General features: G+C 60.9%; 25 protein-coding genes and 1 tRNA gene. 15 read left to right on the top strand and 11 right to left on the bottom strand.

Features of this window, described 5'->3' with window-relative positions; genetic code table 11:
• The first annotated feature begins 190 nt into the window (after positions 1–190).
• Positions 191–267: transfer RNA gene (locus EV281_RS13005), tRNA-Arg, on the top strand.
• Here EV281_RS13005 and EV281_RS13000 read toward each other — a convergent pair.
• The 4 genes from EV281_RS13000 to EV281_RS12985 form a co-directional block, all read right to left on the bottom strand.
• The gene (locus tag EV281_RS13000; RefSeq protein WP_132653513.1) at positions 238–1,893 is read right to left on the bottom strand and encodes a recombinase family protein; all 1,656 of its coding nucleotides are present in this window, start codon (positions 1,891–1,893) and stop codon (positions 238–240) included. The two genes, EV281_RS13005 and EV281_RS13000, sit on opposite strands and share 30 nt — an antisense overlap.
• Entirely contained in the window at positions 1,890–2,153 is a 264-nt protein-coding gene (locus EV281_RS12995; RefSeq protein WP_132653512.1) for a hypothetical protein, read from the bottom strand. The genes EV281_RS13000 and EV281_RS12995 overlap by 4 nt, the downstream gene beginning before the upstream one ends.
• 50 nt (positions 2,154–2,203) lie before the next feature.
• Positions 2,204–2,611, bottom strand: a complete 408-nt coding sequence (locus EV281_RS12990; protein WP_132653511.1) for a hypothetical protein — start codon at positions 2,609–2,611, stop codon at positions 2,204–2,206.
• 91 nt (positions 2,612–2,702) lie between these two features.
• The gene (locus EV281_RS12985) at positions 2,703–2,894 is read right to left on the bottom strand and encodes a hypothetical protein (RefSeq protein WP_132653510.1); all 192 of its coding nucleotides are present in this window, start codon (positions 2,892–2,894) and stop codon (positions 2,703–2,705) included.
• 260 nt (positions 2,895–3,154) lie between these two features.
• On the opposite strand from EV281_RS12985, the gene EV281_RS12980 reads away from it, so the two are divergent.
• The 3 genes from EV281_RS12980 to EV281_RS12970 are packed head-to-tail and all read left to right on the top strand — an operon-like array spanning position 3,155 to position 4,910.
• Positions 3,155–3,391 carry a hypothetical protein gene (locus EV281_RS12980; protein ID WP_132653509.1) on the top strand — a complete coding sequence of 79 codons (237 nt, stop codon included), beginning with the start codon at positions 3,155–3,157 and terminating at the stop codon, positions 3,389–3,391.
• A gap of 37 nt (positions 3,392–3,428) precedes the next feature.
• A complete protein-coding gene (locus tag EV281_RS12975) occupies positions 3,429–3,671 on the top strand; it encodes a hypothetical protein (RefSeq protein ID WP_165911886.1) in 243 nt (80 codons plus the stop codon).
• 57 nt (positions 3,672–3,728) lie between these two features.
• Positions 3,729–4,910 carry a site-specific integrase gene (locus EV281_RS12970; RefSeq protein WP_132653508.1) on the top strand — a complete coding sequence of 394 codons (1,182 nt, stop codon included), beginning with the start codon at positions 3,729–3,731 and terminating at the stop codon, positions 4,908–4,910.
• Positions 4,911–5,263: 353 nt separating this feature from the next.
• Here the strand turns inward: EV281_RS12970 and EV281_RS12965 are convergent, their stop codons facing one another.
• Entirely contained in the window at positions 5,264–5,713 is a 450-nt protein-coding gene (locus EV281_RS12965) for a hypothetical protein (protein WP_132653507.1), read from the bottom strand.
• 309 nt (positions 5,714–6,022) lie between these two features.
• On the opposite strand from EV281_RS12965, the gene EV281_RS12960 reads away from it, so the two are divergent.
• Positions 6,023–6,937: a zincin-like metallopeptidase domain-containing protein gene (locus EV281_RS12960; protein ID WP_132653506.1), complete on the top strand. Its 915-nt coding sequence runs from the start codon at positions 6,023–6,025 to the stop codon at positions 6,935–6,937.
• A gap of 61 nt (positions 6,938–6,998) precedes the next feature.
• Here EV281_RS12960 and EV281_RS12955 read toward each other — a convergent pair whose 3' ends face one another.
• Together EV281_RS12955 and EV281_RS12950 are read right to left on the bottom strand one after the other, a co-directional pair.
• Positions 6,999–7,187 (bottom strand): hypothetical protein, encoded by a 189-nt coding sequence (locus EV281_RS12955; protein WP_132653505.1) that lies wholly within the window; start codon positions 7,185–7,187, stop codon positions 6,999–7,001.
• The gene (locus EV281_RS12950) at positions 7,169–7,690 is read right to left on the bottom strand and encodes a hypothetical protein (RefSeq protein ID WP_132653504.1); all 522 of its coding nucleotides are present in this window, start codon (positions 7,688–7,690) and stop codon (positions 7,169–7,171) included. Before EV281_RS12950 ends, EV281_RS12955 begins: the two co-directional genes overlap by 19 nt.
• Positions 7,691–7,797: 107 nt before the next feature.
• Here EV281_RS12950 and EV281_RS12945 point away from each other — a divergent pair, with 107 nt between their 5' ends.
• Both EV281_RS12945 and EV281_RS12940 read left to right on the top strand, forming a co-directional pair.
• Positions 7,798–8,661: a hypothetical protein gene (locus EV281_RS12945; protein WP_132653503.1), complete on the top strand. Its 864-nt coding sequence runs from the start codon at positions 7,798–7,800 to the stop codon at positions 8,659–8,661.
• Positions 8,651–9,040, top strand: coding sequence for an ankyrin repeat domain-containing protein (locus tag EV281_RS12940; RefSeq protein WP_132653502.1), 390 nt, complete (start codon positions 8,651–8,653; stop codon positions 9,038–9,040). Before EV281_RS12945 ends, EV281_RS12940 begins: the two co-directional genes overlap by 11 nt.
• Here EV281_RS12940 and EV281_RS12935 read toward each other — a convergent pair.
• Positions 9,032–10,561 carry a type IV secretory system conjugative DNA transfer family protein gene (locus EV281_RS12935; protein ID WP_132653501.1) on the bottom strand — a complete coding sequence of 510 codons (1,530 nt, stop codon included), beginning with the start codon at positions 10,559–10,561 and terminating at the stop codon, positions 9,032–9,034. The genes EV281_RS12940 and EV281_RS12935 overlap by 9 nt on opposite strands.
• A gap of 318 nt (positions 10,562–10,879) precedes the next feature.
• Between EV281_RS12935 and EV281_RS12930 the strand changes: the two genes are divergently transcribed.
• On the top strand, positions 10,880–11,245 hold the full coding sequence (locus EV281_RS12930) for a phosphoglycerate kinase (protein WP_132653500.1): 366 nt from the start codon (positions 10,880–10,882) through the stop codon (positions 11,243–11,245).
• 107 nt (positions 11,246–11,352) lie between these two features.
• Here EV281_RS12930 and EV281_RS12925 read toward each other — a convergent pair whose 3' ends face one another.
• Positions 11,353–12,168: a hypothetical protein gene (locus tag EV281_RS12925; protein ID WP_132653499.1), complete on the bottom strand. Its 816-nt coding sequence runs from the start codon at positions 12,166–12,168 to the stop codon at positions 11,353–11,355.
• 73 nt (positions 12,169–12,241) lie between these two features.
• On the opposite strand from EV281_RS12925, the gene EV281_RS12920 reads away from it, so the two are divergent.
• From EV281_RS12920 to EV281_RS12905, 4 genes are all read left to right on the top strand, one after another.
• The gene (locus tag EV281_RS12920; RefSeq protein WP_132653498.1) at positions 12,242–13,390 is read left to right on the top strand and encodes an exonuclease SbcCD subunit D; all 1,149 of its coding nucleotides are present in this window, start codon (positions 12,242–12,244) and stop codon (positions 13,388–13,390) included.
• Complete coding sequence (locus EV281_RS12915) at positions 13,387–16,449, top strand: SMC family ATPase (RefSeq protein ID WP_132653497.1); 3,063 nt, start codon at positions 13,387–13,389, stop codon at positions 16,447–16,449. Before EV281_RS12920 ends, EV281_RS12915 begins: the two co-directional genes overlap by 4 nt.
• Positions 16,450–16,989: 540 nt before the next feature.
• Positions 16,990–17,223: a hypothetical protein gene (locus tag EV281_RS12910; protein WP_097140738.1), complete on the top strand. Its 234-nt coding sequence runs from the start codon at positions 16,990–16,992 to the stop codon at positions 17,221–17,223.
• 31 nt (positions 17,224–17,254) lie between these two features.
• A complete protein-coding gene (locus EV281_RS12905) occupies positions 17,255–17,668 on the top strand; it encodes a hypothetical protein (protein WP_132653496.1) in 414 nt (137 codons plus the stop codon).
• Between the two features lie 112 nt (positions 17,669–17,780).
• Here EV281_RS12905 and EV281_RS12900 read toward each other — a convergent pair whose 3' ends face one another.
• A complete protein-coding gene (locus EV281_RS12900; RefSeq protein WP_132653495.1) occupies positions 17,781–18,485 on the bottom strand; it encodes a SprT-like domain-containing protein in 705 nt (234 codons plus the stop codon).
• Positions 18,486–19,225: 740 nt separating this feature from the next.
• Between EV281_RS12900 and EV281_RS12895 the strand changes: the two genes are divergently transcribed.
• The 3 genes from EV281_RS12895 (at position 19,226) to EV281_RS12885 (ending at position 23,201) form a co-directional block, all read left to right on the top strand.
• The gene (locus EV281_RS12895) at positions 19,226–19,555 is read left to right on the top strand and encodes a hypothetical protein (RefSeq protein ID WP_132653494.1); all 330 of its coding nucleotides are present in this window, start codon (positions 19,226–19,228) and stop codon (positions 19,553–19,555) included.
• Positions 19,552–21,297 carry a relaxase/mobilization nuclease domain-containing protein gene (locus EV281_RS12890; RefSeq protein ID WP_132653493.1) on the top strand — a complete coding sequence of 582 codons (1,746 nt, stop codon included), beginning with the start codon at positions 19,552–19,554 and terminating at the stop codon, positions 21,295–21,297. The genes EV281_RS12895 and EV281_RS12890 overlap by 4 nt, the downstream gene beginning before the upstream one ends.
• A 287-nt stretch (positions 21,298–21,584) precedes the next feature.
• Positions 21,585–23,201: a hypothetical protein gene (locus EV281_RS12885; RefSeq protein WP_132653492.1), complete on the top strand. Its 1,617-nt coding sequence runs from the start codon at positions 21,585–21,587 to the stop codon at positions 23,199–23,201.
• 47 nt (positions 23,202–23,248) lie between these two features.
• Here EV281_RS12885 and EV281_RS12880 read toward each other — a convergent pair whose 3' ends face one another.
• Complete coding sequence (locus EV281_RS12880; protein ID WP_132653491.1) at positions 23,249–26,200, bottom strand: UvrD-helicase domain-containing protein; 2,952 nt, start codon at positions 26,198–26,200, stop codon at positions 23,249–23,251.
• Position 26,201: the final 1 nt, after the last annotated feature.

Raw genomic sequence — 26,201 nt, 5'->3', positions numbered from 1 at the left:
GAAAGACACGCCCGACAGAAAAACTCCGCCGCCCGATGGGCCGGCGGAGTTTTCATTTCGGCAACAGCTTGGCGCGCCAATCTCGCCTTAAAAGCCAAGCCGCAGAAATTCCGTAAACTTCGCGATTGAAGCAGAGCCAAAGCTAGGCTAAGAACCACGACATCGGACGACGAGTCACATCGTCAGGCATGCACCCGTAGCTCAGCTGGATAGAGTGTTGGATTCCGATTCCAAAGGTCACAGGTTCGAATCCTGTCGGGTGCGCCATTTACGAACAAAACTGGGCACTCCTGCCGGAGTTGCCCCATTCCCCATCACAAGCCGCTCCAGAACGTCTCTCCGCCCGTGGATGCGGATTTCCGTATCGTCGACTTCGACCTGATCGATGACGGAGCGCAGATAGGCACGGCGGAACGGGATGGCGCCGTTTGCGACGTTCTCGCGCATGAGGGCGGCAAAGGCGCTGATTTTCTCTTCGGTGATTCTGGTCTCGGGCTGAAGCTCGGAGAAGGCGCGGTCCTTCGCGGCCTTCGCATGGTCGCGTTCAGTCTTGAGCGATGCGAGCCGGTCTTTCAGCGTCGGGTCGGACGCGTCGGCGATGCCGTTCTCGATCGCTCCATAGAGCCGTGACAGGCGGTTTTCACAGTCCGCGACCTTGTTCTGAAGCGCCGCCAAGCGCTGCGCGTGGTCTTCGCTGCGCGAGGCCTGCCGGGCCATCAGCCCGCTGAGGATGGCGCGGACTCGTTCTGGCGTGAACAGGGATGTATTGAGCTGGTCGGTGACGATCTGGTCGAGCTTGTCCATCGGGATGGATCGTCCCGGGCAGGCAGACTTGCCCTGTTGAGCGCACGTGGCGCAGGTGTAGTAACGATAGCGCCCTGACTTGCCCGTGCGGAGGGTCATGCCGCCGCCGCAGCTGGCGCAGGTCGCAAGGCCGGTCAGGAGGATCGGTCCGGTGACGACACGCGGCGGCGTCTGCTTCGGGTTGCGGGATTTCAGGCGGGCCTGCACGGCATCGAACAGGACCGGATCGATGATGGGGTCGACCGCGACCATGATCTGGTCGGCTTCGGGCTTGTCTTCCTTTGTCTTCCAGACCTTGCGGTTGAAGCGGTACTCGCCCTTGTAGGTCGGGCTTGTCAGGAGCGCGTGTAGCGGGCCGATACCCCAGCGCGCACCGCGACGGGTGCGGTAACCCCGTTCATTCAGATGGCAGGCAAGGGCTTTGACGCCGAGGGGGCCGCTCGTGCCGTTGCCTTCGTGGACAAGGCGGAACATGAGCCGCACCACTTCTGCCTCCACGGCATCAATGGCAAGGCGCTTCTTGGTTTTTGCTCCCCGCTGCTCCGCAGCCACAATGGCGTATCCATAAGGCGCGGCAGAGCCATTCCAGAAGCCCTGCCGGGCATTCTCCTGCATGGCCCTAAGAACGTGCTTCGCGTTCTCCTTGGACTGGTACTCGTCGAACAGGGCAAAGACCTGCCGGACCATGACGCTCATCGGGTCATCGCCAAGGTCTTGGGTGATGCTGACGAGCTTTACGCCGTTCTTGCGCAGGCGGCGGACATGGTATTCGAGCGCGAAATGGTCGCGAGCGAAGCGGCTGAAAGAGTGGACAACAACCACATCGAAGGGGGAGTCTCCGCCCGCCGCGAGGTCAAGCAGGCGCTGCAGCTCGGGGCGACGGTCGTCAGTCCCGCTAAGGCCAGCGTCGACGAACTCGATGACAACCTGCCAGCCGCGCGCCTTGCAAAATTCTTGTGCCTGTCGCCGCTGGTCAGGGATAGACAGGTCGTTCTCGGCCTGGCGGCCTGTCGAAACGCGTAGATAGAGGGCAGCGCGCAGGCTGTCAGTGTTTTTCGCATCCAGAGTCGTGCGATTGAGAAGCTTCATGACAGTGCCCCCTCATTCTCCGGCACTATCGCAGTTGTTTGGGGCCGTTTCGAGTCATCTTGCTTGCTGGGGCTTGTTTCCAGCAGGCGCAATATTTGCGGCATCAGGAAAGCTTCGATGGCATCCAGTTCTTCGGCGGTGACGGAGAGAAGCTCAAGATTGTCGGCGATGACGGCAGGACGCGTGCTGTCACTGCTGCTGGCCTTTTGGCCGGCGGCAGGGCGCAGCAGCTCGCGATGGCTGGACTGGCGTCCGCGCATCTCCGCGTCCTCGGGAAGGGGTTGAAGTTAAAAATCATTATGCTGACGGCTTAGGCATCGCCGTCCTGGCGCTGGTCTTTCAGGCCGCCGCCGGGGTCGAAGGCATCAGACTCATAGCCACGGCGGGTATTTTCCTGCAGGAGCACGAAAGCAGGGCTTTCAACGGCATCCTTGAGGAAGGCGAGGAAGGCCTTGCCGACCGCTTGCGCCTCCGGTGTCACGCGCCGTGCATGGCCCCACGCATGGGCGTTCTCTTCCATCTGCCGGAAGTAGGTTGGATCGTCCATCTCCGGGCCATGATGGCCGGACACGAGGATGGCCAGGAGATTGATAATCTCCTGAAACGCCTCTGCGGTTTGTGCGGGCGTTGCGCCGTCGACATTGAGCCGGTCGAACCCTTCGGCAATAAAGCGCTCAATCGTGTCCGGCATCATGATGGTTGTTTTCGTATTCGACATGGCCGAAACCTTTGATGAGCGTGGCGTTTAGTACTGACCTTGTAACAGGCCAGTACTATGTCGTTCCACGCGAAAACCTCGCGCTCGCCGGCTACCCCATGCGGGGGCCGGTCGTACGCTGGCGGATGATGCGGTTCACGGCATCGAGGCTCGCAAATATCTCACGCGCTGGCTGCGAATGCGGCGCTGCCAGCGCCAGCTCGCGGTGCAGTGTGCCGCGCAGGGTATGGAGCGCGGACAGGCTCAGGGATTGAAGGTCTTGCAGGGTGTAGGTGCGGGACATCGTGGTTCCTTTCTCTCGCGGCCCCGCCAATCGGGGCCTTTGAGCCCCACGCACAGACAATCGGCAGAAGGACCGATGGCAGGTTGCGAAAGAGAAAGGAGAGATGGACAGCGCCGCGCCCTGGAGAGAGCGAAGTGCGGGCCTGTTGCGTGCCATGCACGGCGCGCTGCAAACTCTCGCGAAGTTTGCTGGCCGACGCGCGCGCGTGGTAGAATGTCCTTATATTGGGAGAGACTATTTAAGAGATTTGCGTGTCTATTATGATTAGCGTACGCGGCCATTTAACGATGGCGCAGCTACGGCAGGCATTATTTGAGGCCCTTGGAGAAATCGAAGAAGGATACAACTTGCGCCACGCGCGCAATGTCACTGTCTTCGTAAATCCCACTGATGAATTCGGCGAAAAGATCATCCTGCGCGACGAGCGCGGGAAGGTGCTTTCGCGCGTGACGAAGAAAGGGCCCTACCGGTCGGCGGCAGAGGAATACAACCTCTGACGCACAGCCGGAGCAAACGCGGGAAAGGTGGTGCGGCATGAAATTGCCGCCCTGTTACATAGGTTTGGAACAAGCGCGCCAGGTGCTGGCGGAGATCGGCGTCGAATTGACGCCACGCCAGATGAAGCGCGCAGCCGACCGCGATGCCCACGGTCATCGGAAGTTGCCGTTTTTCGTCGACCCGGTGGAAGGCACGCTGAAAATTGAAAAAGGCACGCTTGTTGCGATTTACCAGCAACTGCAGAACGATGCTGTGCGTGATTTCAAGGATAAAGATTGACTTCTATGTTCATATTTTGTTCTATACTTTAAACAACAACAAAAACAATGATTTCCGATGGCAGATATAAGGAAGCGCACGGGAAGTAACGGCACCAATTATCAAGTCCGGTATCCCAGCAAAAGCACAAAGACCGGCTATGCTTACGCCACCTTCGATACGTTGAAGGAGGCGCGCGCTTTCACCGAAAATCTGGGCAGTTTGAAACATATCGCCGGCGGACGGAAAATCACCGTGCCCGAAGCCGTGCAAATTTGGCTCGATACCTGCGAGAAGATTGGCCGCGATGGCCGGGAGAAGGTGGAGACCACCACCCACGTCGAATATCAGCGCCGTGGCGCCATCATGAAGGCTTATGATTGGGAAAAGCACCTGCACGAGCTAGAGGCCGCTGATGTCGTACATTTCCGGAACTGGCTGCTTCAGCACAAGAGCCGGGATCTGGCGCGCCGCACCCTGTCCTCATTCCATTCTGTCATTATCGAGATGAGGTTGCAGGGCCTGATAAAGGACGACCCTGCGGCTGGCATCACCATTCGTGCCGATGGCCGTTACGAAGAGGACGACAGCGAAGTTCGCATCCCGACTGACGACGAGGTCCGCGCCCTTCTGAAGGCGGCCGATGCGATGGGTGAAGGGTCAGAGCAGCTGGCGAAGGCCTGGCGCCGTTATCGCCCCATGATTTACCTCGCCGTGTTTTCCGGTATGCGCCCATCCGAGTATCGGGGGCTCGCTTGGGGCAACATCCAAATCGACCGCGTCCACGTCCGGCAGCGCGCTGATCGCCTCAACCAGATTGGGCCGGTCAAATCGCGCGCTGGCAGGCGCACCATCTATCTCCCCGAAGCTGTCGGGAAGATGGTCCTGGATTGGAAGGAGCATTGCCCGGCCTCGTCACTGGGCCTCGTGTTCCCGACGGCGCAGGGCAAGCCAATGGCGCTCAACAACTTTGCGCGGCGCTGCTGGGAGCCGCTGATGAGAGCGGCCAACCTGATGGAGCCGGACCCCAAGGGGAAAGAGGGGGCCATGCGGCCACGCTTCACGCCGTATGGTTTGAGGCACTATTTCGCGTCAAAGTTGATTGCCAAGGGCGAAGACCTGAAATTTATCCAGACCAGCATGGGTCATGCCGACATCCAAATTACCTTGAATGTCTACGGTCATCTGTTGAAGGATAAAGAGGCCAAACATCAGCGCACCGCTGAGGAGTTTGCGGCAGAACTGATGGCGGCCGAGTAGGTCTTTGCGGCGGGAACAAAAGGAGAAAATCGATGTGGCAAATATGTGGCAAGTCGGCTGGAGGCCGCAGAAACCTTGGACTCTTTCTCAGCTTCCCAAGCTGAATGTCGCGGGTTCGACCCCCGTCGCCCGCTCCACTTTAAAATCAATGACTTAGCATCAAATTAATTTCCGTAGTCACTGATATTTCGCGTTTTTTGCCACAAATCGTGAGTCCGCTGAAACCCGCAGAAATCCTAGATTGTCCGGCGTGGCCCGCGTGGGCTTGTGGCAAGGATGTGGCAAATCGATACCGAAGAAACCGACACTCAGCCGATACAGCTGAGTGTCTAGCGGCATATTCTGCAGCTTAATTACGGAAATTTTGGATCGCTGTGGGTCTGCATCAGAACCCGGGTTACTCGCCAGCTGTAGTCAGTTGCCATTTTGTCGCCCTCGCGCACTAGCCTGTCCACCTTCAGGCTGAATAACGCCTCGATGATGTTCGGGGCGCCGGCCCTAATGGCTTTGGCATCCGCTTCGACATCGGGTGAGGCCCGATAGGCGTAGGGCTGGCTCTGGATATGTTCGACCAGCGCTTCGACGGATTCTTCGTAGGAATGGCCGCACACCTCCACGAGAAATCGTACGATTCGGCCGTTGCAGGCATAGTCATTCCCATCGGGATAGCGCACCAGCCCATAGTCCTTGCCGAACGCCGCCCGGTCCCTGTCCTCACGTCCGGGATCTTCCTCATTGTTCCAGTCGACCAGGCCGGTCATGGCGTCGTAGCGCCATAGGCTTTGCGAAAGCTCGTCGCGCATCAGTTTGTCCTATCTGCCCGTGGGCGTTGCTTGCTGGAATTGGTCCGGGACCGCCCGGGCCATGTTCTTTTGATTGACTGACTTCAGTTACCGCTGCCGCGTGTCCGGTGGCCGCCATCGCCCCATGCGACTGGGTTTCCTCAATCTGTGACGCTGAGTTCTGGCCGGGCGCGCCGTCCGGTCAAACCCCGCCCGCACCACTCCCGCCTTCAAGGGGCGGGACCGTGTTAGGGCCTGACCCGCCGGCTCATTCGCCCGTCCTTCCTTGCCCGCGTCTTGAGGGAAACCCGCAACGCAAGGAGCAAGGTCATGACGACCACCAACGAAACCCCGCGGCAGGATGTCTACAGCCGCATCACCAATCAGATCATTGAAGCCCTTGAGCAGGGCGTAAAGCCCTGGACCCAGCCCTGGAACGCCGCCCACGCGGCAGGCCACGTCTCCCGGCCGCTGCGCCATAACGGCCAGCCTTATGCCGGCATCAACGTCCTGACGCTCTGGGCATCGGCGATGACGGCGCACTACGCGGCGCCTATCTGGATGACCTTCAAACAGGCCATCGAGCTTGGCGGCCATGTCCGCAAGGGCGAGAAGGGCTCGCCCGTCGTCTACGCCGACACGATGCGCCGCACCGAAACCGATGACGCCACCGGCGATGAGACCGAGCGCGCCATTCCGTTCCTCAAGGCCTACACGGTCTTCAATGTCGAGCAGATCGAAGGCCTGCCAGAGCATTTCCACGCGCTGGCTCACGCCAGCCGCAATCCCGACGAGCGGATTGCCGGGGCCGAAAGCTTCTTCGCCGCGACTCGCGCCGATATCCGGCATGGCGGCGATAGTGCCTATTACAGCCCGGCACTCGACTACATCCAGATGCCGCCCTTCGAGGCGTTCCGCGACGCCCAGGCCTACTACGCGACGCTCGCCCATGAGGCGACCCATTGGACTCGCCATACGACCCGGCTGGACCGGGATTTCGGGCGCAAGAAGTTTGGCGATGATGGCTATGCCCGTGAAGAGCTCGTGGCCGAACTGGGCGCGGCGTTCCTGTGCGCGGACCTCGGGCTGGTGCTCGAAGACCGGGCCGATCATGCTGCCTATATCGGTCACTGGCTGTCCGTCCTGAAGGATGACAAGCGCGCTGTCTTCGCCGCTGCCGCGCACGCGCAGCGCGCCGCCGACTATCTCGGGCGCTTCAGCCGTCCGCTGGAGGCCGCCGCCTGAGCGGAGGCCTTTCTTCCCGGATGCAAATTTGCTGGTCACGGCCGTCGTCTTTCCCGTACCGTTATTGCGGGATCGAGCCGGACGGCCCGGGCCATTCGTCCTCCGGACGGATCGGCAGCCTTTTGTGCGCATCCGTCAGGCTGTCCATGTACTTGTCGCAGAAGCTCAGCCGGTCGAGGATGGCGTTGGCCCGCCGCTGACCCATGACCTCAGCCACATCGAAGCGCTGGCCTAGGTATTCAAGAACCACGTAGTAGGACTCCCCGTAGTAGCGCGATACGCGCAGACCGGGTTTTGTCCTGACTGATGGTCGATTTCGTCCTTCTCGGCCTGCGCTTTGTCATGCTGGTACAGCACGAAGCGGTGTTCGTGGGAGCGATCGAACTTCTGCCATTCCGGCTCCGGCTCCCAGGAGGGAGCCTTCTTGATCTTCTTGAGCCAGATGACGTTTTCGGTGAACTTCACTGTCGCCGTCACCTGCGCGACGTGCCGGATTTTCTGCTGCATGAAGGGGCGTCCGCACAGGCCGCTGAGGAAAAACCCGACGGCGGGGGCGGTCACAGCCATCGCCTCGTAGCTGATCCAGCCCGCAATCCCGACAGCGGCGACAGCCAGAACACTCGCCATTTCATCGGCGGACTGCGCGTCAAACGGGCGAAGGTGACGGAGGGCGACGCTGATGGTGGTGCGCCCACCTTCGACCGTGATGTCCGTCCGGGGTTCGCCCTCAAAGACTTTCCCAATCGCGTTCATGACCGTTCTCCTTGGGTTGCGCCTTGTTTGGCGCTGACCTGCATGAGAATGTGTCACCGGAAGACGCGGTGTTTCCTCGCGCTTTCCTCGCAATTGCGGATCGGTCCATGGAGTATGCGGACGATATACTGGCCAGGATTCAGGCGGCGCTGATAGATTATCACGCAGCAACCCACACCAATGGGCATAAGAGGTCATGGTCCGTTATTGCGCAGGAGATTTACGACTCTGCCTTTGACACGCTGAGCGTGGGCGATGACGGCGCTTCCGGAGATCCCTACAAGGCGCTCGCTGAAGCGCTGCGGCGCTTTGCTGCTGGGACGCAAACGCCCAGCAAGGACCGGCTCGACGCCCTTTGCGCATACCTCCTGTCTAAATCCTTCATCACCGATGCCGATTTGCGGCCCGGGGATGCCGGCCATCCCCTCGTCCGTGCGCTGTCGGCCTTTTTCGGTAGCCCGGAAGAAGGCCGTGACTTTGCTGTACTGCAGGGGCGCTTCGCGGCAAGCCGCCCGCTAGCATCCGGCCATACGGAGGTGTCCGTTATCACGGTCAGAAATGGGGGAGATTATGCGCCCGTCATCGAGGACAGGCTCTACCACCTGCCGATTGCGCCGCAGTCGACGAAGCGCGATGCGCTTGTTCGCCTCCTGAAGCGCCGGGGCGGCAGCGAGCAGCGGTTTGATGGCTGGCTGTTTCACCGAGGCGGGCAAGCCTGCCTTGTCGTGCAGGACAGTTTGCGGGGGGAGCCGAGCATCTACACGGTGCTCGACCGCAAGGTAGCGGCAGGTGAGACACCAGCCGCCATGTTGCTCGTGAAGTCGCGGGATTTTGGCGCGCCCGCGCCAGGATATGAGAAGGGCAGGATGAGCTTCGTTGCGGAGGATACGAGCGCACGGGACGTTGCCTTCGGGAAAATCAAAGAGCGGATCTGGGAATACCGGCAGGAGGGCGAGCCCGATGGCCAATAACCCCGGCCAGGCAGATGACGCCGAACGCCGACGGCTGCACGCGGCGTTCCTTGAGGCCGTCAATATCGGCGATGTCGACAAGGTGCGGCAGTTCCTTGCCAACGCCGCCATCGACATCAACTATGCCGAACCCGGCACCGGCCTTACCGCCCTTCATATCGCGGCGGGACGCAACGCTGTTGCTGTCCTTCGCCTTCTTGTCAGGACCGGGCGCTGTGACCTTGGCATCAGGGATGCACAAGGGCGGACGGCGGCCGTTGTCGCCGTCACCGTAGGGCGAAGCCCTGCCGTCGGGCGTTACCTCGCTGACCTTCAGCACGGCGCGGGGATTGCAGTCCTCGCGCAGCGCCGCCCCGGCGAGCAAACGGATTCAGGGTGACGCGTACTTCCCGGCGAACACTGGATGCACGGGACTGCTTTCGTCGAAATACTCAACGCGCTGCAGCATGAGCGGATTGTAGCCCGCCCAAACCACCAGCTGGCGCTTGAGCCGGTCGCTGCGTGCGAACTGGCGGCTGACCTCATCCGGCGTCAGCAGGTCGTATTGTTCCAGCGATTCCGACCGCCCGGTGATGCCGGTGGCCTTTTGGTCGGTTGCGGCTTCTCCTTCGCGGGTGACTTTCACCACGGTCTTCCCCAGCCGCTTTGAGACGTACTCCGTCGTCATCAAATCATTGTTGCCGAAGAACTGGAGAATGCCGGCATTGCCGACAAAGGTCTCCCAGCGTTCCTTGTAGAGCGCCTTGCCCTGTCCCCAGTCCTGCAGCACCACCCAGAGCTTCACGCCGAACGAGGCAATCTGCCCGGCGGCGTCTTCGAGCTGCTTCATGTGCCCGAGCACCGGGAATTCATCAAGGCAGGCCAGTACTGGGACGGCAGGTTTTGCCTTCTCCCGCTCCATCGCATCGAGAAGGAGGTTGATGAACACGCGCAGCCACCGGCTGCAGCGTGCCATGCGGTTGGCGGGCAGGCACAGGTAGACGGTCATCCCTTGGGAGGCCGTTTTGAGCGCGGAGAGGTCGAAGTCGTGCCCGTCCAACACCCGTGCCATCGCCCGGAAGTCTAGGAACTTCGTGTGGCGGCGGGTTGTCGAGAGCACCCCCGCGCGTTCGTTGGGTGGTCGCTCGTAGAAATCACGGGCGGCCCCTTCGATGACGTCCCCGACATCGGCGAGAGTATCACTGCGCTGCAAACGCGCCGCGTTCTTGAGCATGGCGAGTTCGAGCGCGAACGGGTCATCCTCACCCTCGCCAGCCGTGACAAACACGGTTCGCAGCAGCGCCCGCAGGGTGACAAGATTGCGCCGTCCTTCGAACGCGGGGTCTGTTGCTATGTGCAGCAGCAGCCCTTCGATCCAGTTCTGCGCACTGTCATCCCAATGCGGGTCTTTGCCACCCGCGATGACAAGCGCGTCTGAAATCAGCCCCGCATCCTCGATGATGGTGTCACTCTCAGGCGAGAGCAGCGACAGGGGATTGAAGCTCGTGCGGTACCGCATCAGCCGGTCCGGCGCGATATGAGAGGGGTCGAGAATGCAGACCTTTTGACCGAGTGCCGCGCGACGATCGGCAGTGATGGTGGCAAGCTCGCCCTTAGGGTCGAGCGCCAGGACGCTGCCGCGATAGAAGAGCAGGTTGTTCACGAGCGTCACCGACTTTCCCGTCCGGGAACCGGCAATGGTCATCACATGGCGGTTGTCGTCGATGCCGATGAGGCGGCCATCAAGAGCGCCAACAAGAATCTTCGCCCCGGGGCTGGCCGGGTCATACGCCATGTGGCGGCTGCCCATGATCTTCTCACAGGGCTCCCACCGCGCCTGCGGGACGCTCTGGCGATCGAGAAAGCGCGTCGTCACGCCGCGCGCGATGTCGCTCATGAAGTCTTTCGTGAAAGCGTCCATAGGGGTGCTCCTGCCGACCGGGGTTACTCCGGCCATTTTGGAGTGCCCATCCGGCAGTCTTCCTCGCTATTTCCTCGCGCGTTATCGCGGATGTGCCAGCGCTCAACCGCCCTGGGGCGTTCCCCTTTATCGTTGTCACCCTTCGAAGCCTGCTTGAACGTGCCTTCCGGCGCCTTGCCGTCAATGACCCGCCCGCACCACTCCCGCGCATCAAGGATGCGGCAGGACCGTGTTGGTCATGACGGCGGCGGCTGATGCCGGCCGGCCTTTCGTTCCGCGTCCCTCGGGACACGCAACAACGAACGAAAGGAGAGCCCCATGGGCCTTGATATGTACGCCTTCGCCATCCCCGAAACCCCGGCTGGACCGGTCGATTTCGAAGCCGAGACTGGCAGTGAACTACACTACTGGCGCAAGCATCCGAACCTGCACGGCTGGATGGAGGCGCTATATCGCGCCAAGGGCGGCAGAGATGACGACTTCAACTGCGTCAACCTGCAGCTTACGGCTGACGACCTCGACCGGCTCGAAGCCGACATCCGCAGTGGCAGCCTGCCGCCGACCAGCGGCTTCTTCTTCGGTCAATCTGACGGCACGGAAGTCATGGATGACCTGGCCTTCGTGGAGAAGGCACGGGCAGAAATCGCGGACGGCATGACCGTCTTCTACACCTCGTGGTGGTGAAGGGAGTGGGGTAAGGCGCAGTCAAGCGCCTTGCCCTTTTCATTATCACGGCGACGTAAACACGGCAGATGGGCACCCTTCTGATGAACGGGCGCGCCAGAGATATGCTAGGATATCTCGCTATCGTGCCAAGTCTCGATATATTCTGTGCTAATCCGCTCAAGTCTTGCTTCATCTTTGTCGAGATTCCAGCGGCGATCAGCGTAAAACTCGATCGCCTTTCGCGTCTCAACAACTAGGACGTCACCATCAAACGCGTATTCACGCCTTACTGCGGCCGCCTGCTCCTTGGAAAGGCTGCGGTGGGGGCGCAGGGTGATACGGGCTATTGTGTGCCAGTCGCGGTCGAGCGGTAGATCTTTCTCCAGCATCCTCGTCTTGAGGCTGCTTCCTGGCTCGATCCGTCCGGGAACATAGTCTCGGTATTCTTCATGCTTGAAACTGTAGGCGCGCACGTGAATACGTGATCCGTCAGAAGCAAACCGCGTCGGTGCTATCCATTGTGGCGTCTGATCGCCGGTCGCCATGGATATATACTGTACTTCAACCGCCTGTCGGCTTTCCGCTGCCCGGCTGAGTAGCGCGAGTATCGAAGGGTCGTTCTGCCGAGTCAGCAACGGAAGCGCATCGAAGCGATCTGTGCCGCTTGCGCGCAGCACTCGCTCCCATTCGCCGAATGAGGTGTCGGGAGTAATCGGACGATGTTTTGCCTGTGCGATATAGACCTTCTTCACCGCATCATAGTGCGGCGCGTTTGCTCCGGCCTCGGTCAGGTAGGCCTTAAAGTCCAACGCCGCCTGCGCTGTCGATACCCCAAAACGTTCTATCAAGTCGCGGCGGTTCGCCGTGCCGCGCCAAGTGAAGCATTGATCCAAATACGTCAGTCGTTCGCGCTGCGGGTGCTTGAGAGTTTTTAGGCTCATAATAAGGGACTTGACTCTGATTGCTTCATACGTCTAATTTTTATACATCTAATTTTTAGACGGGGCAACGGGCATGAAGATTTTACATACAGGGGATTGGCATCTAGGGCGTCAATTTTATGGGCAATCGCTGGAAGCCGACCATGACTGTGTGCTGGATCAGGTGCTCGGAGCCGTAAGGACGAACTCGCCCGATGTTTTGGTCATTGCGGGGGATGTATTCGATCGTGCTTCGCCACCCGCGACAGCGGTTCGCCAGTTCAATAACTTCATCCGGACGGTTCATGCCGAGTGCAACACCTCGATTGTAATGATCGCCGGCAACCACGATTCGGGGGACAGAATCGCTTCGTATGCCTCCTTCGCCGATCCAGAACGGCTTCTGATTCGAGGCCCTCTTTCAGCCGAGGAGAAGCCCTTGATCCTTGAGGATGAACACGGGCCAATCGCGTTTTCCGGACTGCCTTTTGGCAATGAGTTCTCGGCACGGGAGTGTTACGGGAACAGTTCAATCGCATGCCCCGCCGACGTAGTGGCTGCGCAGGTGGCGTGCGCCCGCACTTACGTGCCGGGCAATGCCCGCTGGGTCATCGCGGCCCATGTCTTTGTCGCCACCGCGACCCCGAGCGAGAGCGAGCGTCCTTTGCAAATTGGTGGCATCGAGACTGTTCCATCCAGCGTATTCGACGGCGCGCACTATGTCGCGCTGGGACATCTGCACCGGCAGCAGAGCGCCGGCGGCGAACATATCCGCTATAGCGGCTCACCGCTGGCCTTCGGCTTTGACGAAGCGGACAGCGCCAAATCGCTCACCATGGTTGATCTTGCCGGCAACGGGTCGGTGACTCATCAGCAGCTGCCGATCAATCCGCATCGCGCCGTTCGCGTCCTGAAGGGGGAGTTCGAGGAACTTTTGGACAAAGGTAGCCGCGAGCCCTCAGAGGACTTTATCAAGCTCGTGCTGACCGACAAAAAGCTCCTGATCGACCCGATGGGCAGGATCAGGGAGCACTATCCCAATGCCCTTGCGCTCACCTACGAACGTGACGAGCGTGCGGAACCGATTTTGCTGCGCAGCGGCTCCCAGGCCAAGCTCGACGATCCGGTCGCCGTGGTCGGCGAGTTTCTGAGCCGGGTGCGCGGCGAAGATGGGACGGATGACGAAATGGCGGTAGTCACTTCTGCCCTGAAACAACTCAACAATGTGGAGGACAGGGCATGAGACCGTTACGGCTTACACTTCGGGCCTTTGGTCCTTATGCTGGAGAGCAGGTTATCGATTTCAGAGATGCTCTTAGCGCCGGATTGTTCGGCATTTATGGCCCAACCGGATCGGGAAAGTCATCGATATTTAGCGCGATTTCTTTTGCATTGTTCGGTGAGCCCGCCCGAGACGACCAAGATGCATCAACCTTGAGGTCGGATCACGCCGAACCTAGTTGCCTTACGGAAGTTGAACTTATATTCGAGCTTGGCGCGACGAGGTATCTCGTACGGCGCAGGCCGGAACAAATGCGGCCGGCCCAGCGCGGCGGCAAGGAGACGAAGGAGGCGCATTGCGCCTGGCTCTTCGACGTCACTGATATCCCGCTTGATGAAATCACACCTGATAATCAGGGTACTCCGATCGCGGAGAAGAAAGTCTCCGAAGTCCGCGATGAACTTGAGCGCAGGCTTGGCTACGGCAAGGAGCAGTTTCGTCAGATCGTGCTTCTGCCTCAAGGACGCTTCGAGAAGTTTCTGGCAGCAAACACAAATGACCGCCTCGCGATCCTGCGCGATCTTTTCGATGTATCGCTCTACAAGCGGCTGACCCAGAAAATGAAGGACGACGCGAAGTCCGCCGAGGAAAAAATCAGGGCCGATCGCCGGGCATGCGAAAGCAGGCTGGAGCAGGAAGGTTTCACGACGCTCGAAGAACTTTCGGCGGGTGCTCAGCATGCACAGGAAGAGCAGAAGATCGCCGCTGCTGTGACGGAGACGGCAAAGAACAATGCGGGGCTGGCGGAGCAGAAGCTGGCGTCAGCGCATGAAGTGGAGAAGGCCTTTGTCGAGAACGAGGAGGCCGCTCAGGCGCAGGCATTGATGGAGGCTAAAAGCGAGGAAATTGAAAAGGACAAGGCTGTCCTGATCGGGGCGCGCGTGGCTCAGAGCTTGCAGGATGCCGATGCTGCCATGCAGCGCGCGCGCACTGATCTGTCCGTGGCCAGTGGAAACTGCACCAAGGCGCTGGTTGCGCGCGAGGCCGCCGAAGAAGCAATGAAGAAGGCGGCTGCGGCCCTGGCGACGGAACAGGGAAAGCGCGGCGAAGCTGAGACCTTACGGGCGCAGAGCGCAGACCTGAAGCGTCATCGTGAGACGCTGGGTCAGGCTGACAAGAAGAAGGCAGCCAAGGACGAGGCAGCGCGTATCGAGCGCGAGGCGTTAGCAGCATTCGAGGTGGCGCAGAATAGCTATGGCGCTCTCACTCGCGAGCAAGCAGACATAGGAGCGCAGATCAAGACAGCGAGTACAGCGGCAGAGCAGCGTACGACCTTGTCCGCTGCGGCGCAGGAACTGAAATCAAAGCTCGACACAGCGCTCGGCTATGACCGCGCACTCAAGGCAGTCAATGATGCGCGAGCTCAGGTTTCTGGCGCTCGCGAGATTCACGAGAAGAATTGCCGGGCGCAGGAAGATGCGCAGCGAAGCTTTGACGAGGCAGAGGTCGCTCTTGCGGGAGCGCAGGCGCAGCATCTTGCCGAAAAGCTGCGGCCGGGAGAGGCTTGTCCTGTCTGCGGTTCTCATGAACACCCGACTCCTGCCCACGGGCAAGCGGAAAGCGCGGGGCGCAACGATGCGTTTACGGCGGCCCGCAAGGCGCTTGATGGCGCCCGAAACGCGAGCGCGCTCAGTGGCCAGACCCTTGCCGCGAAGGAGGCGACGCTTTCGGAAAGGGAGGCTCACCTTGAGGCACTGACGAAGCCGGAGAACACTGTCGCCGAACTTCAGGAGCATAGCGCCCAGGTTCAAAATAATATTGAGGCTCTTGGTCCAGCGATCGATTTCGAAGCGTTGCGTCGCGCATTGGAGCGGGTCGAGGCCCAGTTGCCGGAAGCCGGCTTGGCCGTAGAGAGCGCGCGCGCAAGCCGCGACCAGGCAGTGACTAGCCATGCTCTTGCGTCGCAGGCGCTGGAGGATGCCCTCGCCTCGGTTCCCGAAAAGCTCAGGACGACGGATGCGCTTGAGGCTGCGATCACCGCTACGGAAGAAGAGATCAAAAAGCGCGAATTTGATCTCGAGCAGGCGGTTAAGTCCGAGCGCGACGCCGGAGAGAAGCAGATCGCTGCACGCAAGGATGAGGAAAGCGCGGCGAATGCCCGCGAGGCAGCGCTTGCCAAGCTGCAACAGGCGGAGCAGAATTTCGGCGGCCGTCTGGCTGCGAACGGGCTGACCCAGGAGCAATACGAAGACCACAAAGCAAATATCGATCGCATCGAAGAGTTGCAGGCTGCTATCGAACGCTTTGGACAAGATCTCCACGCCGCTCGCGACAGGGCCACTCGTGCCGGCACGAATGTTGAAGGGAAGAACCGCCCTGATGTTGCGGGGCTTGGCGCCGCAAGCGAAGAAGCTAAACGGGTCAGGGATGAGGCCTATCGGAAGCAAGCTTCCGCAGCTGCTCGCTCGGAATCTCTGGCAAAGCTAGTCGAAAGCATTACCAGTTTATTGAGTGACATCAAGAAGGCCGAAGACGCCTATGCGCCTCTCGCGGCGGTCGCCCATGCGTTCAGCGGCAGGAACAACGCGAACATGGAGCTGGAGGCTTTCGCCATCGCCGCCATGTTTGATCTTGTGCTCGCTTCGGCAAACGCAAGGTTCAAGCCTATGAGCGGGGGCCGGTACAGCCTGGAGCGCGAACGTGACGTTTCCAAAGGTGCTGGCAAGAAGGGCCTCGATATTGTCGTGCATGACGTGCATACCGGGCGTACTCGGGCCACGCAGACCCTTTCAGGGGGCGAGACCTTCATGGCGGCGCTGGCGCTGGCTCTCGGGCTTTCCGACGTGGTGGAAAGTTTAAACGGGGGCGTTCACCTCAATACGATCTTTATTGATGAGGGTTTCGGAACGCTCGATATGGAAACGCTGGATCAGGCGCTTCAGATTCTTCAGGACATTGTTGGCGAGAGCCGAGCTGTCGGACTCATCTCGCACGTCGAACTTGTCCAGCAAGCAATACCGTTCGGCTTCCAGATCAGCAAGACGACCGGCGGCAGCCATATCAGTCCACGTTTTGCGTAGCTGAAATAAGCGCTCAATATGACACGACTTTAAGTATTTCTTGAAGAAACTGTTGATAAGGCATCAGGTGGGGGCGGCTTTGCCAAGGCCCGCCTGTTGCTACGAAGTTAGGGCACGTGTTCGTCGTATGACGAACAGTATTCCTAAAATATTTGAGGTCCGAAAGGCAGGCCACAGCCTCGACGACTAGGACGCGTCCGCTGCTCCAAATATTCCGACACCTTCGATGACTCCGAGACTTAAGCCGCGGGCCATCGATCGGGATCGTGCATTTCCGCTCGGTGTTGCCCCTGAGTTCCCGCTCATTCGCTGACAAGGGATTTCCCTCGACAATAACCGCCCCAGTCCTGAGCGGGCGCGCAGCCGGTTCAAGGCCAAGCCCCTTGCGGGGTGGCGCGGGGGTTTCCCCATCCTTCGCTCGCTGCGCTCACTGCAGGACGGGCGATACCGCTCCCCCGCGCCAGCCATGAACCGCCCGCTTTTCCGCCCGCTCCTGAATGAGGCGTGTCGAGGAAAACCCATAGCGAAAGGAGCTACATCATGACACGCAACACCAACCAGAAGAGCAAGCCCGCCCGTGAGTTCACCCCGCCGGCCTACATCGCCTACCATGTCGATGAACGCGGCGAGAAGAAGTTCTGGAGCCGCATCGGCGCCGCCTGGCGCCACCAGAAGGGCGAAGGCCTGACCCTTCAACTGGACCTCATCCCGGTCAATGGCGGCCGCATCGTCCTCCGGGCCCCGTCCGAAGCAACCGAGGAGGCGGGCGCGTAAGCGCCCCCTCCCACCGGGAAGGAGAAACAACATGAACAACAATGTTCACATCGAAGCCGCGCGCGCGGCGCTGGCCCGCGCAGCCTGGGTCTACGGGCAGGCGCCCGCCTATGGCCAGGAAGCCGTGTCCGACCTGCTCGCTGACCTTCGGCATTTCTGCATTGTGGCGCGGCTGGACTTCGACGCGTGCTGCACGGCGTCTGAGCGGTACTTCACGAAGGAGAGAGAGCCCGGCTACAGCGCCGATCCTGACACCTACGTTGCAGCACTATCCGTCGAAGGTGCGCGCGCATGGCTGATCGAGCACGATCCTGCTGGAGCGGCCATCTGGACGGCAGAAGCCAGCATCGACGTGCTGCGGGATAATGTGACGCAGAATCTGCGGGAGTATGGCTTTACCGAGGATATCAAACGTCCTGGCGCTTATGAGCCGGTACCATCCTGAGTCAGCGGCGGCGCGGCACTCCCGCTGCGCCGCCACGCGGCGTTTGAACGCGGTCAGAAAAAACTGGCAGCGCGGGACAAGGCCCGCGCTGCCAAATTCATTTCAATGACCCTTACTCCGTGGGAAGCATCAGCACATTGTCCGTGCCGCAGAGCAGCCGGACATCGTGCTTCGCCCAGGCCTTGAGGTCGCATTGCGGGCAGCAATAGCGCACACGCTTGCCACTTTTCGGGGTAGCAGGCTCAGCTGCGCTCTCGCCTGTGGTCGGGGAGGAGGGCTCCGGCGCATCCTTCCATGTCAGCGCAAACCCTTTGCCGAGGAGCTTGTCGGCGGCCACGTCGAACGGGCCGCCGGGGATAATGTAGTGACGGAGCGTTTCACCGGTCTCCTTGCCGCCCTCCACCCCGGTGTCGGATGGCTGGAGGCCGATGGCTTTCATCTTCTCCGCCCACTCCCGGTTATGGTAGCGGCCGCGTCCCGGCTGGCCCTCATGGCGTTGCCATTGATGGGCCATCTCGTGGACGAGCGTGCCGAGGATGTCCATCTGGCTGCGGCTCGCGAAGTGCATGGGGTTGAGAGCGATTTCGTCGGCCTTCTGGCCGGCATCGTTCTGGAAGCGCCCGCCTGCGAAATACCCAAACGTCCCCTTGCGGCGCTGGAAGGTAATCAGCGCGTTCGGCAGCGTGCCGCCGAACAGCGCCTTGTTGAAGTATTCATGCGCCTGCTGCAGGCGCTCATAGGTTTCCTTGGTGGGTTTGATTGTCAGTGTAGCGGGGTCGACAGGAGAGGTTGTGTGGTTGTTGAGGGGAGTGTTCATGGAGGACCATCCTTGTCCGCCGGTCCCTCGCCACTGGAATGCACACTCCAATTTCGCATCAGGACCAGGCTGATTGAGGCCCTGAATGTCGCCCGTTCTTAAGCCCCGCTTCCTCGTGCTTTCCTCGTTCAGCTGCAGTTGAAAAAGCAATGTACGAGCACTCATCCTGTCATCATGCTGCGATGTACATTTCACTTGTGGCCCTGTCTCATGGCATAATCATAGAGAGGGGCAAATCCGCAGTAAGGTCTTGTACAAGGTGTGCGCGGTACTACCGCGCTCACCTTGCCGGGGGAACTCTCCGGTTCCCCGCGGACCCCCTCAGGGCATCCCTAGAGCCGATGAGTCCGTCCTTGTGACGGCCTATGCGGCAAGGGATGCGGTCAGCCGCCGTGGGCATCGAGCCCTTGGCGGCTGAGGCAACGTTTCGGCGTTGCATCCCGACCGAGGGAGACTGCCGCTCTCCCCGGACCCATCGCGCAAAGGGGCTGGCCGCGCCCCTTGTGCAATCCACGGCCAGGGCTGTCGCGCCCTGGACCACGACCGGTGTGTCGGCACCGGCTTCGAGCAAAAGGGAGACTTCGGCTCTCCCTTTGCAAACCCATCGACCGGGGAATGGCGCTCCCCGGAACCCTCGCAAATGGCGCGCGGGCGATGGCGCGGCAGCGTCCCGATCACGGCTGTGCGCGCGCGTGGAAAGCGCGCGGATCGGGGCGGCGAGACGGCGCTATCGATGATGCATGACGGAGAAGACGACACGCGAAGCCCCGATCTCTTACCGGCCCCCTCATGAACTGCGGGAGCAGTTCCGGGCGCGGGTCGAGGAATCGGGGCTCTCCGTCAATGCCTTCATCACCGCTGCCGTGTTCGGCGAGGATGTGCCGAAGCCCGCCCGCCGGGCATCCGCGTCGCGCGCGGATGTGGCCCGCCTGCTGGTCGAGACCGCGCTCTTGAACGAGCGCCTGAAAGGTCTCGCCGGCGATGCCGATCCGGCGCTGCTGGAAGACGCCGTGCGCGATCTCCGTGAAATCCGGGCCGCCTGCCTGAAGGCGCTGGGACGCTCGCCATGATCCCCAAGGCGAGCCAGCGCGGCGGCGGCAAAGACCTCGCCACCCATTTGCTGAACGCGTTCGACAACGAGCTTGTCGAGGTGGCGGAGGTCACGGGCGCGATTGCGCCTGATTTGCACGGGGCCTTCGCCGAGTGGGAGGCCATCGCCACCGGTCTCACCAAGTGCCGCAACTATCTTTACAGCCTCTCGGTCAACCCGGACCTCGGGCAGGGTCAGCTGTCGCGGGCACAGTACATGGATTATGTCGACCGGGTGGAGAAGGCGCTCGGCCTGTCCGGCCAGCCGCGGGCCATCGTCTATCACATCAAGAACGGCCGGGAGCATTGTCATGTCGTCTGGTCGCGCATCGACTACCAGAACGAAAAGGCCGTTCATCTCGCCTTCGACCGCGAGAAGCTGATGATGGTGACGCGGCAGTTCGCGCGTGAGCACGGGCTGGAGCTGCCGGAGGGATATGGGCCCGGGCGCTTTGACGAGCGTCGCCAGAAGACCTCGCTCTATGAGCGGGCACAGGAGCGCGCAACCGGCCTGTCGAAAGAGGAGCGCCAGCTGCAGGTCACGCAGGCCTGGCGGCAGAGCGACAGCCCTAAGGCCTTTGTTCGGGCGCTCGAAGACCTTGGTTATGTCTTGGCGACGGGCAACCGGCCGTACGTGCTGGTCGATATCTATGGCGGGATGAATGCCCTGCCCAAGCTCATCGACGATCGCAGCGTCCGCACCAAAGATATCCGCGCCTTCCTTGAAAAGGAGTTCCCGCCGGAATCGCTGCCCACTGTCGAGGAAGCGCAGGCGCTGGTCGCGCAGCATCGCAAGGCGCGCGAGCAGTTTGCGAAGGCGCGGGGTGAAGGCGCGGAATTGGAGAAGCTCGCGCGGGCGCAGGCCGCACGGCGCGCGCCGGTTGAGGCGGCGCGCGTTGAGATGGTCGCGCGTCAGGAGCGGGAGCGCGAGGCGCTGTTGCGGGAGCAACTGGCCGCGCGGCAGGCGCTCCGAGCGAGTTATCTCGCTGAGACGGCGCGAGTGCGCCAGCAGCGTGAGGAAGCGCGCCCGACGGGGCTGGCGGCGTTCCTAGGGCGCGTAACCGGCGTGTCGGCGATAATCCACCGGGTGCAGCGGTTTAAAGATGCCAAGCGGTATATCGCTTTCCGGGAGAGCAAGCAGGGGATCGTCAGAGCGCAGCGTGTGGAAACAGCCCTGCTGCAGCGTCGTCATGAGCTTCAGGCACTCGATATGAACCGGCAGCTGACGGCGCTGACGGCGGTGGAGGCGCGGGAGCGTAAGGCGCTTGAAGAGAAAAGGGTTCGAGAACAGCGCCTCAAGGACCGGGCTAGCCATGAGCATATGCCGGCCCTCGCCCTTGATCTGAAACCGCGGGGGCGCGGCGCGTCGGTGCGGCGGGCGAAGGACCGGTATCGTGACCGGACGGGGCGTGACCATGCGCGCGATGAAGAGCGCGCGATGCGGGCGCGGATGGCGGAGGAGGAGAAAAGGCAGGAACCGGATACGCCCGATATCGACCTCAAAGATGCGCACCGCGAGGCGCTGGAGCGGCAGGAGCCATGGAGCAAGGAGGTGGATCTGCCGAGAGATTTTGCGCGGGCAGCGGGTGGTGAGGATAGTGGCGGTGACGGTGGGGATGACGGGACCGAGGAGCCGATCCGGATATCGCGGGCCGAGCGCAAGGGGGAGCGGCAGCGGTCGCGGCGGCGTGGACGAGATGATGATTTCGAGCGGGAGAGGTAGTGGAGCGGTCTTTGAAATTTGCGGGATTCGTGCACCTGCAGTGCACCGAAACGGGATAATTCAAAGAATAATGATGACGCGCCCTGCGGGACGGGGGCTCTACGGTCCGCTTGCGCCAAGGGCTCCAGCGTGACCGCCGAGCCCCACATTCAGGGTCTCGGCCCATGCGGGTGACGATCCCTCGCGCTCTTACGTTATGAAAACAGCACCGATTATACAGCAGAAGTTCTTGCAACATTATCGCCCATTGGGTGAGTATAGGCGCAATTCACCAACTAGGGGGGCTAATGGCGGATTCCAAACTTCAGGAAGCTTTGCGCGGTATGGCTGTACGGATGCCGAAGGTTGTCCGTGAGCATGAGATTATGCGTATAGCAGCCTCTGTAGGCGGCCGTGACAATACTAAGTCGGCGGAATATGCCAGACACGAAGTGCTGAAGTGGGCGCAAAAGCGTATTGGCGGCCTATTACCCGATCAGGCCTGGAATGGTGAGGATTTTGACTACCTGGCGGGCGGTCGAAATTGTGTTGGTGTCCGCATCAATAGCGGCGAGTCCGACATTTGGGCTGTTCGCATTGACGATCCCGATAAGACTGTGCCCGGACGGAACTGGACGACAGAAGTCGTGGTGGGATTGCAGCCGCGTCAGTCTCCGCAGCTTAGCATTCGCCTTTTGGCGAGCACCCCTGAAGACTCGCTGGATATCAGCCATCACACACCGGGATTGGTCCAGCAAGTTGCCGATCGCTGCGGCCTTAGTGCTGGCGGCTATGAGCTCACCTCCGAGCCGTTCATTATCCAGTATGCTGATGAAGCTGAGCAGCTGGCGGATATGCTGGCGGCTGCTGAACGTCGGCTACCCGTCTTCGTGTTGACGACCCCTGATGAGTCCAGTGAGCCGCTTCTTGACTCGAACGTTCTTGCGCGCGCTATGCTTGGTATTGCGCACGTTGTAGTTCTGCCAGCCTCCTACACCTGGTACATTACTGAGCGCTTTGGAAAAGCGCGGTCAGTATTCGGCGGTGCCGTCAGAGCCTATCTGCCAGGCTTTGATGCTTCCAGCGATCCTTATTCGCATCGCTTGTTTCTCACGGAGAACCTTCTCAAACAGGACGGAGCTTCACAATGTGACCGGTGGATGAGATCGCTCGCGGCGCATGAGAGCGTCCGGCGCACCAAGCTTGGCCGCGATGTCCTTGCATTCGCGCCCATTCGAAATGCCAGCCTCCAACTCCGACAGACGGCGCTTGTTAGTGAGCACGCGAGTGAGGCCGTGCAGTTGATCGCGGCGAATGCTCGCATCGTAGCGCTCGAAAAGCAGGCGAGTGACGACAAGGCCACTCTTGAGTTCTTTTCCTCCGAGCATGAGAAATCAGAACTTCGCGCCGAAAGCGCCGAGCAGCAATTGCGCGCAGCCGGCTATCGCATTCGACAGCTTCAGGATCAGATGACCAAGGCGGGAGATGCGCCGGATGCGGAGATCTCTCTGCCGACATCTTGGTCCGACTTCGCGAACTGGTGCGATACGCAGCTGGCTGGACGGCTGATATTGGCACCCGCCGCGAGGCGGATGGTCAAAGATCCGATTTTCGAAGATGTTGAACAAGCGGCAAGGTGCCTCGTGTGGCTCGCTACCAATTGCCGCGAGCGGCGGATGGGGAACGGGGAAGGAACGCTCCGTGACGAGCCTGTAGAGGATGGCGTACGTAATGCGCATTGCGGAGGTGATCAGTTTGATCTGGACTGGCAAGGTCAGCGCTACACGGCCGACTGGCACATAAAGTCCGGCGGAAATACCCATGATCCGAAGCGCTGCCTGCGCATTTACTACTTCTGGGAGCCTGCGAGCGAGCAGATTGTCGTTGCGGAGATGCCAGCGCACCGGCGTACGGACGCCACCTAAGGCTCTCGGAATCTATCACGCCGACCGTTGCGGAAGCTTGCCTCCAACTAGGATTGCCGGCGCTCGTCGTCGCGACGTGGCGTGCTGCGACGTTCGCGTTCTGGTAGATTTCGTGTGCCCGTACAGGCGGGGTAGTTTATGCAGCCGAGGAACTTGCCGTTTCGTCCGCGGCGCTCGACAAGCCATCCGTCTGTGCATTCGGGACAGGCCGGGTACGCCGCGCCGCAGCTGCAGATGAGATTGTTTGGGTCTGTCGGCCTCTTAACGGGCAGCCCATTGCCGCAGGCGCTGCAGGCTTTCTGGGTCTGGCCGCAGAGGTGACGATGCTCGCACGCGAAAAACGTACCGCCACTCTGGCCGGTCTGCGCGAGCATACGTCCGCCGCAGGACGGGCAATGGCGTTCGGCGATGCCGGGCTCGCCGATTTCGATGGTCTGGTAGTCGTGGTTTTCGACGAGTTCTCTTGCGAAGGAAGAAGGTTTTTGCCGGTCAGCGAGAATGGTGACGGAATGCCGGGCTCGGGTCAGCGCCACGTAGAACAGGCGGCGCTCCTCCGCGTGCCCGAAATTCTCAGGTTCCGGAAGGACCAGATCGAGCAGCGGGTCATCGACAATTTCCGAAGGGAACCCCATCGTGTCGGTAACGGCGCGCAGGATGATGACGTGATCGGCCTCAAGCCCCTTGGAGGCGTGTACCGTCATAAAGCGGATCGACAGTTTGGGAAACTGGTCTGCGAGCATGTGGAGCGACTGAGGGCGGGCGTGATGGTAGCGTCCCAGCAGGAGAACGCTTGTACCGGAAGCGGCGGTAGCTGAGAGGCTGTCGAGAGCAGACCGCAAGGCATCACCTTCCTGGCCCCATTTGTAATAGGCGATCATGATGGCGGGGGCCGCCGTGGTCGCGGCGGGGATGACGGTCTTTTTGATTTGCGCCGGGTTGCGGAGCACGAAGCGGCGCGCCGGATCGGCAATCTTGTCTACGCTGCGAAAGGTGCGCCCCAAATCGACGATGCTATGCACGGCGTTGTTGCCTGCGAATTTGCCGCCAAACTCGGCGCCGAAATTGCGCATCAGATGGATATCCGCACCGGTGAAGCGGTAGATGGATTGCCAGTCATCGCCGACGGCGAAGAGGCGCGCATCGTCATGCTGCGCCTTCATGGCGCGAAGCAGCCGCGCGCGCCCTTTGGAGATGTCCTGGAACTCATCGACCAGGATGTGGCGATAAGGGCTTTTGTAGCGGCCGCTCTCGACATAGGCGGTGGCTCGCACAATCATGTCCTCGAAGTCGATCATGTCGCCGAGGCGCTCTTCATAGGCATCGATCAGAGCATCGAAGATTTTCAGGAATGAGCGGCTGCGCGGTGCATCCTCTGATGAATGGGCCCGTGCTTCACAGCGGGCGATCGTGGCGCCGGAGCTTTTGAAATGCCTTAGAAATGTGCCGAGGGTCTGCGTGAAGGCGTCGACCTGTCCCATCGCCGCGAGGGTGCTGAAGAGCTGGTCGGTGGCAACGGGCTTGAAGGTGACGTGGGGAGCGAGCTTGCCCTTGAGATTATCGAGTAGTTTGCCCTCAACTTTCTCGTAGCTGAACGTCTCGATAAGGGTCGTGCCGTTCGCGGCGTGTAGCTGGCGTTTCCATTCCATGTCTGCGAGATAGCGTTCGCGGTCGATATAGGGGGCGGTCGTGAGGCGCGTTGCACCGTTGATGCCGCGCTCTTTGCGGACGCCGAAATGCTCGATGTAGATGCCGCTCTCCGTCAGCCTGAAATCAGGCCTGTACGCGCCGCGCGCATCCTCCGGGAGCGGGCCTTCATAGACAGGCTCGTATTCGAACGCGATGCCGTGGCGATAGAGCCAGTTGGAAATCTCCCATTCTTCGAAGCTTTTGACGAGGTCGCCATTCAGCGTGCGGAGCTCATGGGCCTCCACCCACTGGAAATAGCTATCCTGTGTCTTGAAGTCCCATTCGCTCTTGTATGGCCAATAGAACTCGGAAAACCAATCCAGTATGAGCTTGCTAAGCCCGGCCTTCGAGGCGACTTCGTTGAGAAGAATGTCCCTGAGCAGCACGCGGAACTTGGCGTCATCACTGGCATGGTCGGCCAGCGCCGGACCCTTGCCCTCAACCTCGCGGATGATCCGGTTACCAAGCGCGTGAAAGGTTAGCGCGTCGACGTCTACGCCCGCCCGTTCCTTGATGCGTTCGGCCATCTCGGCGGCGGCGTCTTTGCCGAAGGCGAGGAGCAGGATTTCGTCCGGTTTGCGGATGCCGCGTTCAACGAGATAGGCGGCCTTTGCCACAATGACACTGGTCTTTCCTGAGCCGGCGCCGGCAAGAACGAGCGTTGCGTCCTCGTCTGTCACCACAGCGAGGCGCTGCTCCGGCGTCAGCGGGTTCTTCTCGATCGTGTCGAAAAAGCCCTTCATGTCGGCAAGGTCGGAGTCGATGAAGCGCTGGATGGCGGTGCGGCGCGCTTCTTCGGGATGTTCTTGGAAGGCGCGGACAATTTCAATGAGCTTCTGCTGATCCTCTGAGAGGACGCCGTCAGGGATGGTCTCTGGTAGTGACCCGATGACGGTCGTTGCGCGCGCCAGGAAGGGGGAAAGAAGGCAGGCGGCGGGGTAGCGGCGGGGCTGGCCGAGGCGCGCGATGACTTCGGACAGCGCAGTCAGTTCGTCTTGTGCCGTTTCGAATTGTTTGAGGAAGTGGGCGCGGAAAGCTTCGTTGGCCGCGGAGATGAAGCCGGCGGCATCGTGCGGTGTTACGCCCGCCAGCCTTGCGATCTGGCCGCCGGTCAGCGGGACTTCTATTGTGGTGAAACCCAGCGTGCTGGTGATCTGCGCCGGGCCTGCCCAGGAAGAAAAGGGCGCTTGGTGGCGGCTGCCCAGGAACGTGATACCGGAGGCGGTCTGCTCGGCAGCCCATGAGGCATGGCCGAGTGAGCGGAGAAATGCTCCCGGCCACGCGCGTCTTTTGAGCTGCTTTGGCGCTGTCATC

Origin of the sequence: Rhizobium sp. BK418, from assembly GCF_004341105.1 — a bacterium.
Classification (GTDB): Bacteria; Pseudomonadota; Alphaproteobacteria; order Rhizobiales; family Rhizobiaceae; genus Rhizobium.
This window is presented reverse-complemented; position numbering and strand designations above follow the sequence as displayed.

What these genes read in the sequence shown, in the direction of transcription:
- EV281_RS13000 (WP_132653513.1), bottom strand. Translation starts at nt 1,893, where the DNA reads ATGAAGCTTCTCAATCGCACGACTCTGGATGCGAAAAACACTGACAGC.
- EV281_RS12995 (WP_132653512.1), bottom strand. Translation starts at nt 2,153, where the DNA reads ATGCGCGGACGCCAGTCCAGCCATCGCGAGCTGCTGCGCCCTGCCGCC.
- EV281_RS12990 (WP_132653511.1), bottom strand. Translation starts at nt 2,611, where the DNA reads ATGTCGAATACGAAAACAACCATCATGATGCCGGACACGATTGAGCGC.
- EV281_RS12985 (WP_132653510.1), bottom strand. Translation starts at nt 2,894, where the DNA reads ATGTCCCGCACCTACACCCTGCAAGACCTTCAATCCCTGAGCCTGTCC.
- EV281_RS12980 (WP_132653509.1), top strand. Translation starts at nt 3,155, where the DNA reads ATGATTAGCGTACGCGGCCATTTAACGATGGCGCAGCTACGGCAGGCA.
- EV281_RS12975 (WP_165911886.1), top strand. Translation starts at nt 3,429, where the DNA reads ATGAAATTGCCGCCCTGTTACATAGGTTTGGAACAAGCGCGCCAGGTG.
- EV281_RS12970 (WP_132653508.1), top strand. Translation starts at nt 3,729, where the DNA reads ATGGCAGATATAAGGAAGCGCACGGGAAGTAACGGCACCAATTATCAA.
- EV281_RS12965 (WP_132653507.1), bottom strand. Translation starts at nt 5,713, where the DNA reads ATGCGCGACGAGCTTTCGCAAAGCCTATGGCGCTACGACGCCATGACC.
- EV281_RS12960 (WP_132653506.1), top strand. Translation starts at nt 6,023, where the DNA reads ATGACGACCACCAACGAAACCCCGCGGCAGGATGTCTACAGCCGCATC.
- EV281_RS12950 (WP_132653504.1), bottom strand. Translation starts at nt 7,690, where the DNA reads ATGAACGCGATTGGGAAAGTCTTTGAGGGCGAACCCCGGACGGACATC.
- EV281_RS12945 (WP_132653503.1), top strand. Translation starts at nt 7,798, where the DNA reads ATGGAGTATGCGGACGATATACTGGCCAGGATTCAGGCGGCGCTGATA.
- EV281_RS12940 (WP_132653502.1), top strand. Translation starts at nt 8,651, where the DNA reads ATGGCCAATAACCCCGGCCAGGCAGATGACGCCGAACGCCGACGGCTG.
- EV281_RS12935 (WP_132653501.1), bottom strand. Translation starts at nt 10,561, where the DNA reads ATGGACGCTTTCACGAAAGACTTCATGAGCGACATCGCGCGCGGCGTG.
- EV281_RS12930 (WP_132653500.1), top strand. Translation starts at nt 10,880, where the DNA reads ATGGGCCTTGATATGTACGCCTTCGCCATCCCCGAAACCCCGGCTGGA.
- EV281_RS12925 (WP_132653499.1), bottom strand. Translation starts at nt 12,168, where the DNA reads ATGAGCCTAAAAACTCTCAAGCACCCGCAGCGCGAACGACTGACGTAT.
- EV281_RS12920 (WP_132653498.1), top strand. Translation starts at nt 12,242, where the DNA reads ATGAAGATTTTACATACAGGGGATTGGCATCTAGGGCGTCAATTTTAT.
- EV281_RS12915 (WP_132653497.1), top strand. Translation starts at nt 13,387, where the DNA reads ATGAGACCGTTACGGCTTACACTTCGGGCCTTTGGTCCTTATGCTGGA.
- EV281_RS12910 (WP_097140738.1), top strand. Translation starts at nt 16,990, where the DNA reads ATGACACGCAACACCAACCAGAAGAGCAAGCCCGCCCGTGAGTTCACC.
- EV281_RS12905 (WP_132653496.1), top strand. Translation starts at nt 17,255, where the DNA reads ATGAACAACAATGTTCACATCGAAGCCGCGCGCGCGGCGCTGGCCCGC.
- EV281_RS12900 (WP_132653495.1), bottom strand. Translation starts at nt 18,485, where the DNA reads ATGAACACTCCCCTCAACAACCACACAACCTCTCCTGTCGACCCCGCT.
- EV281_RS12895 (WP_132653494.1), top strand. Translation starts at nt 19,226, where the DNA reads ATGACGGAGAAGACGACACGCGAAGCCCCGATCTCTTACCGGCCCCCT.
- EV281_RS12890 (WP_132653493.1), top strand. Translation starts at nt 19,552, where the DNA reads ATGATCCCCAAGGCGAGCCAGCGCGGCGGCGGCAAAGACCTCGCCACC.
- EV281_RS12885 (WP_132653492.1), top strand. Translation starts at nt 21,585, where the DNA reads ATGGCGGATTCCAAACTTCAGGAAGCTTTGCGCGGTATGGCTGTACGG.
- EV281_RS12880 (WP_132653491.1), bottom strand. Translation starts at nt 26,200, where the DNA reads ATGACAGCGCCAAAGCAGCTCAAAAGACGCGCGTGGCCGGGAGCATTT.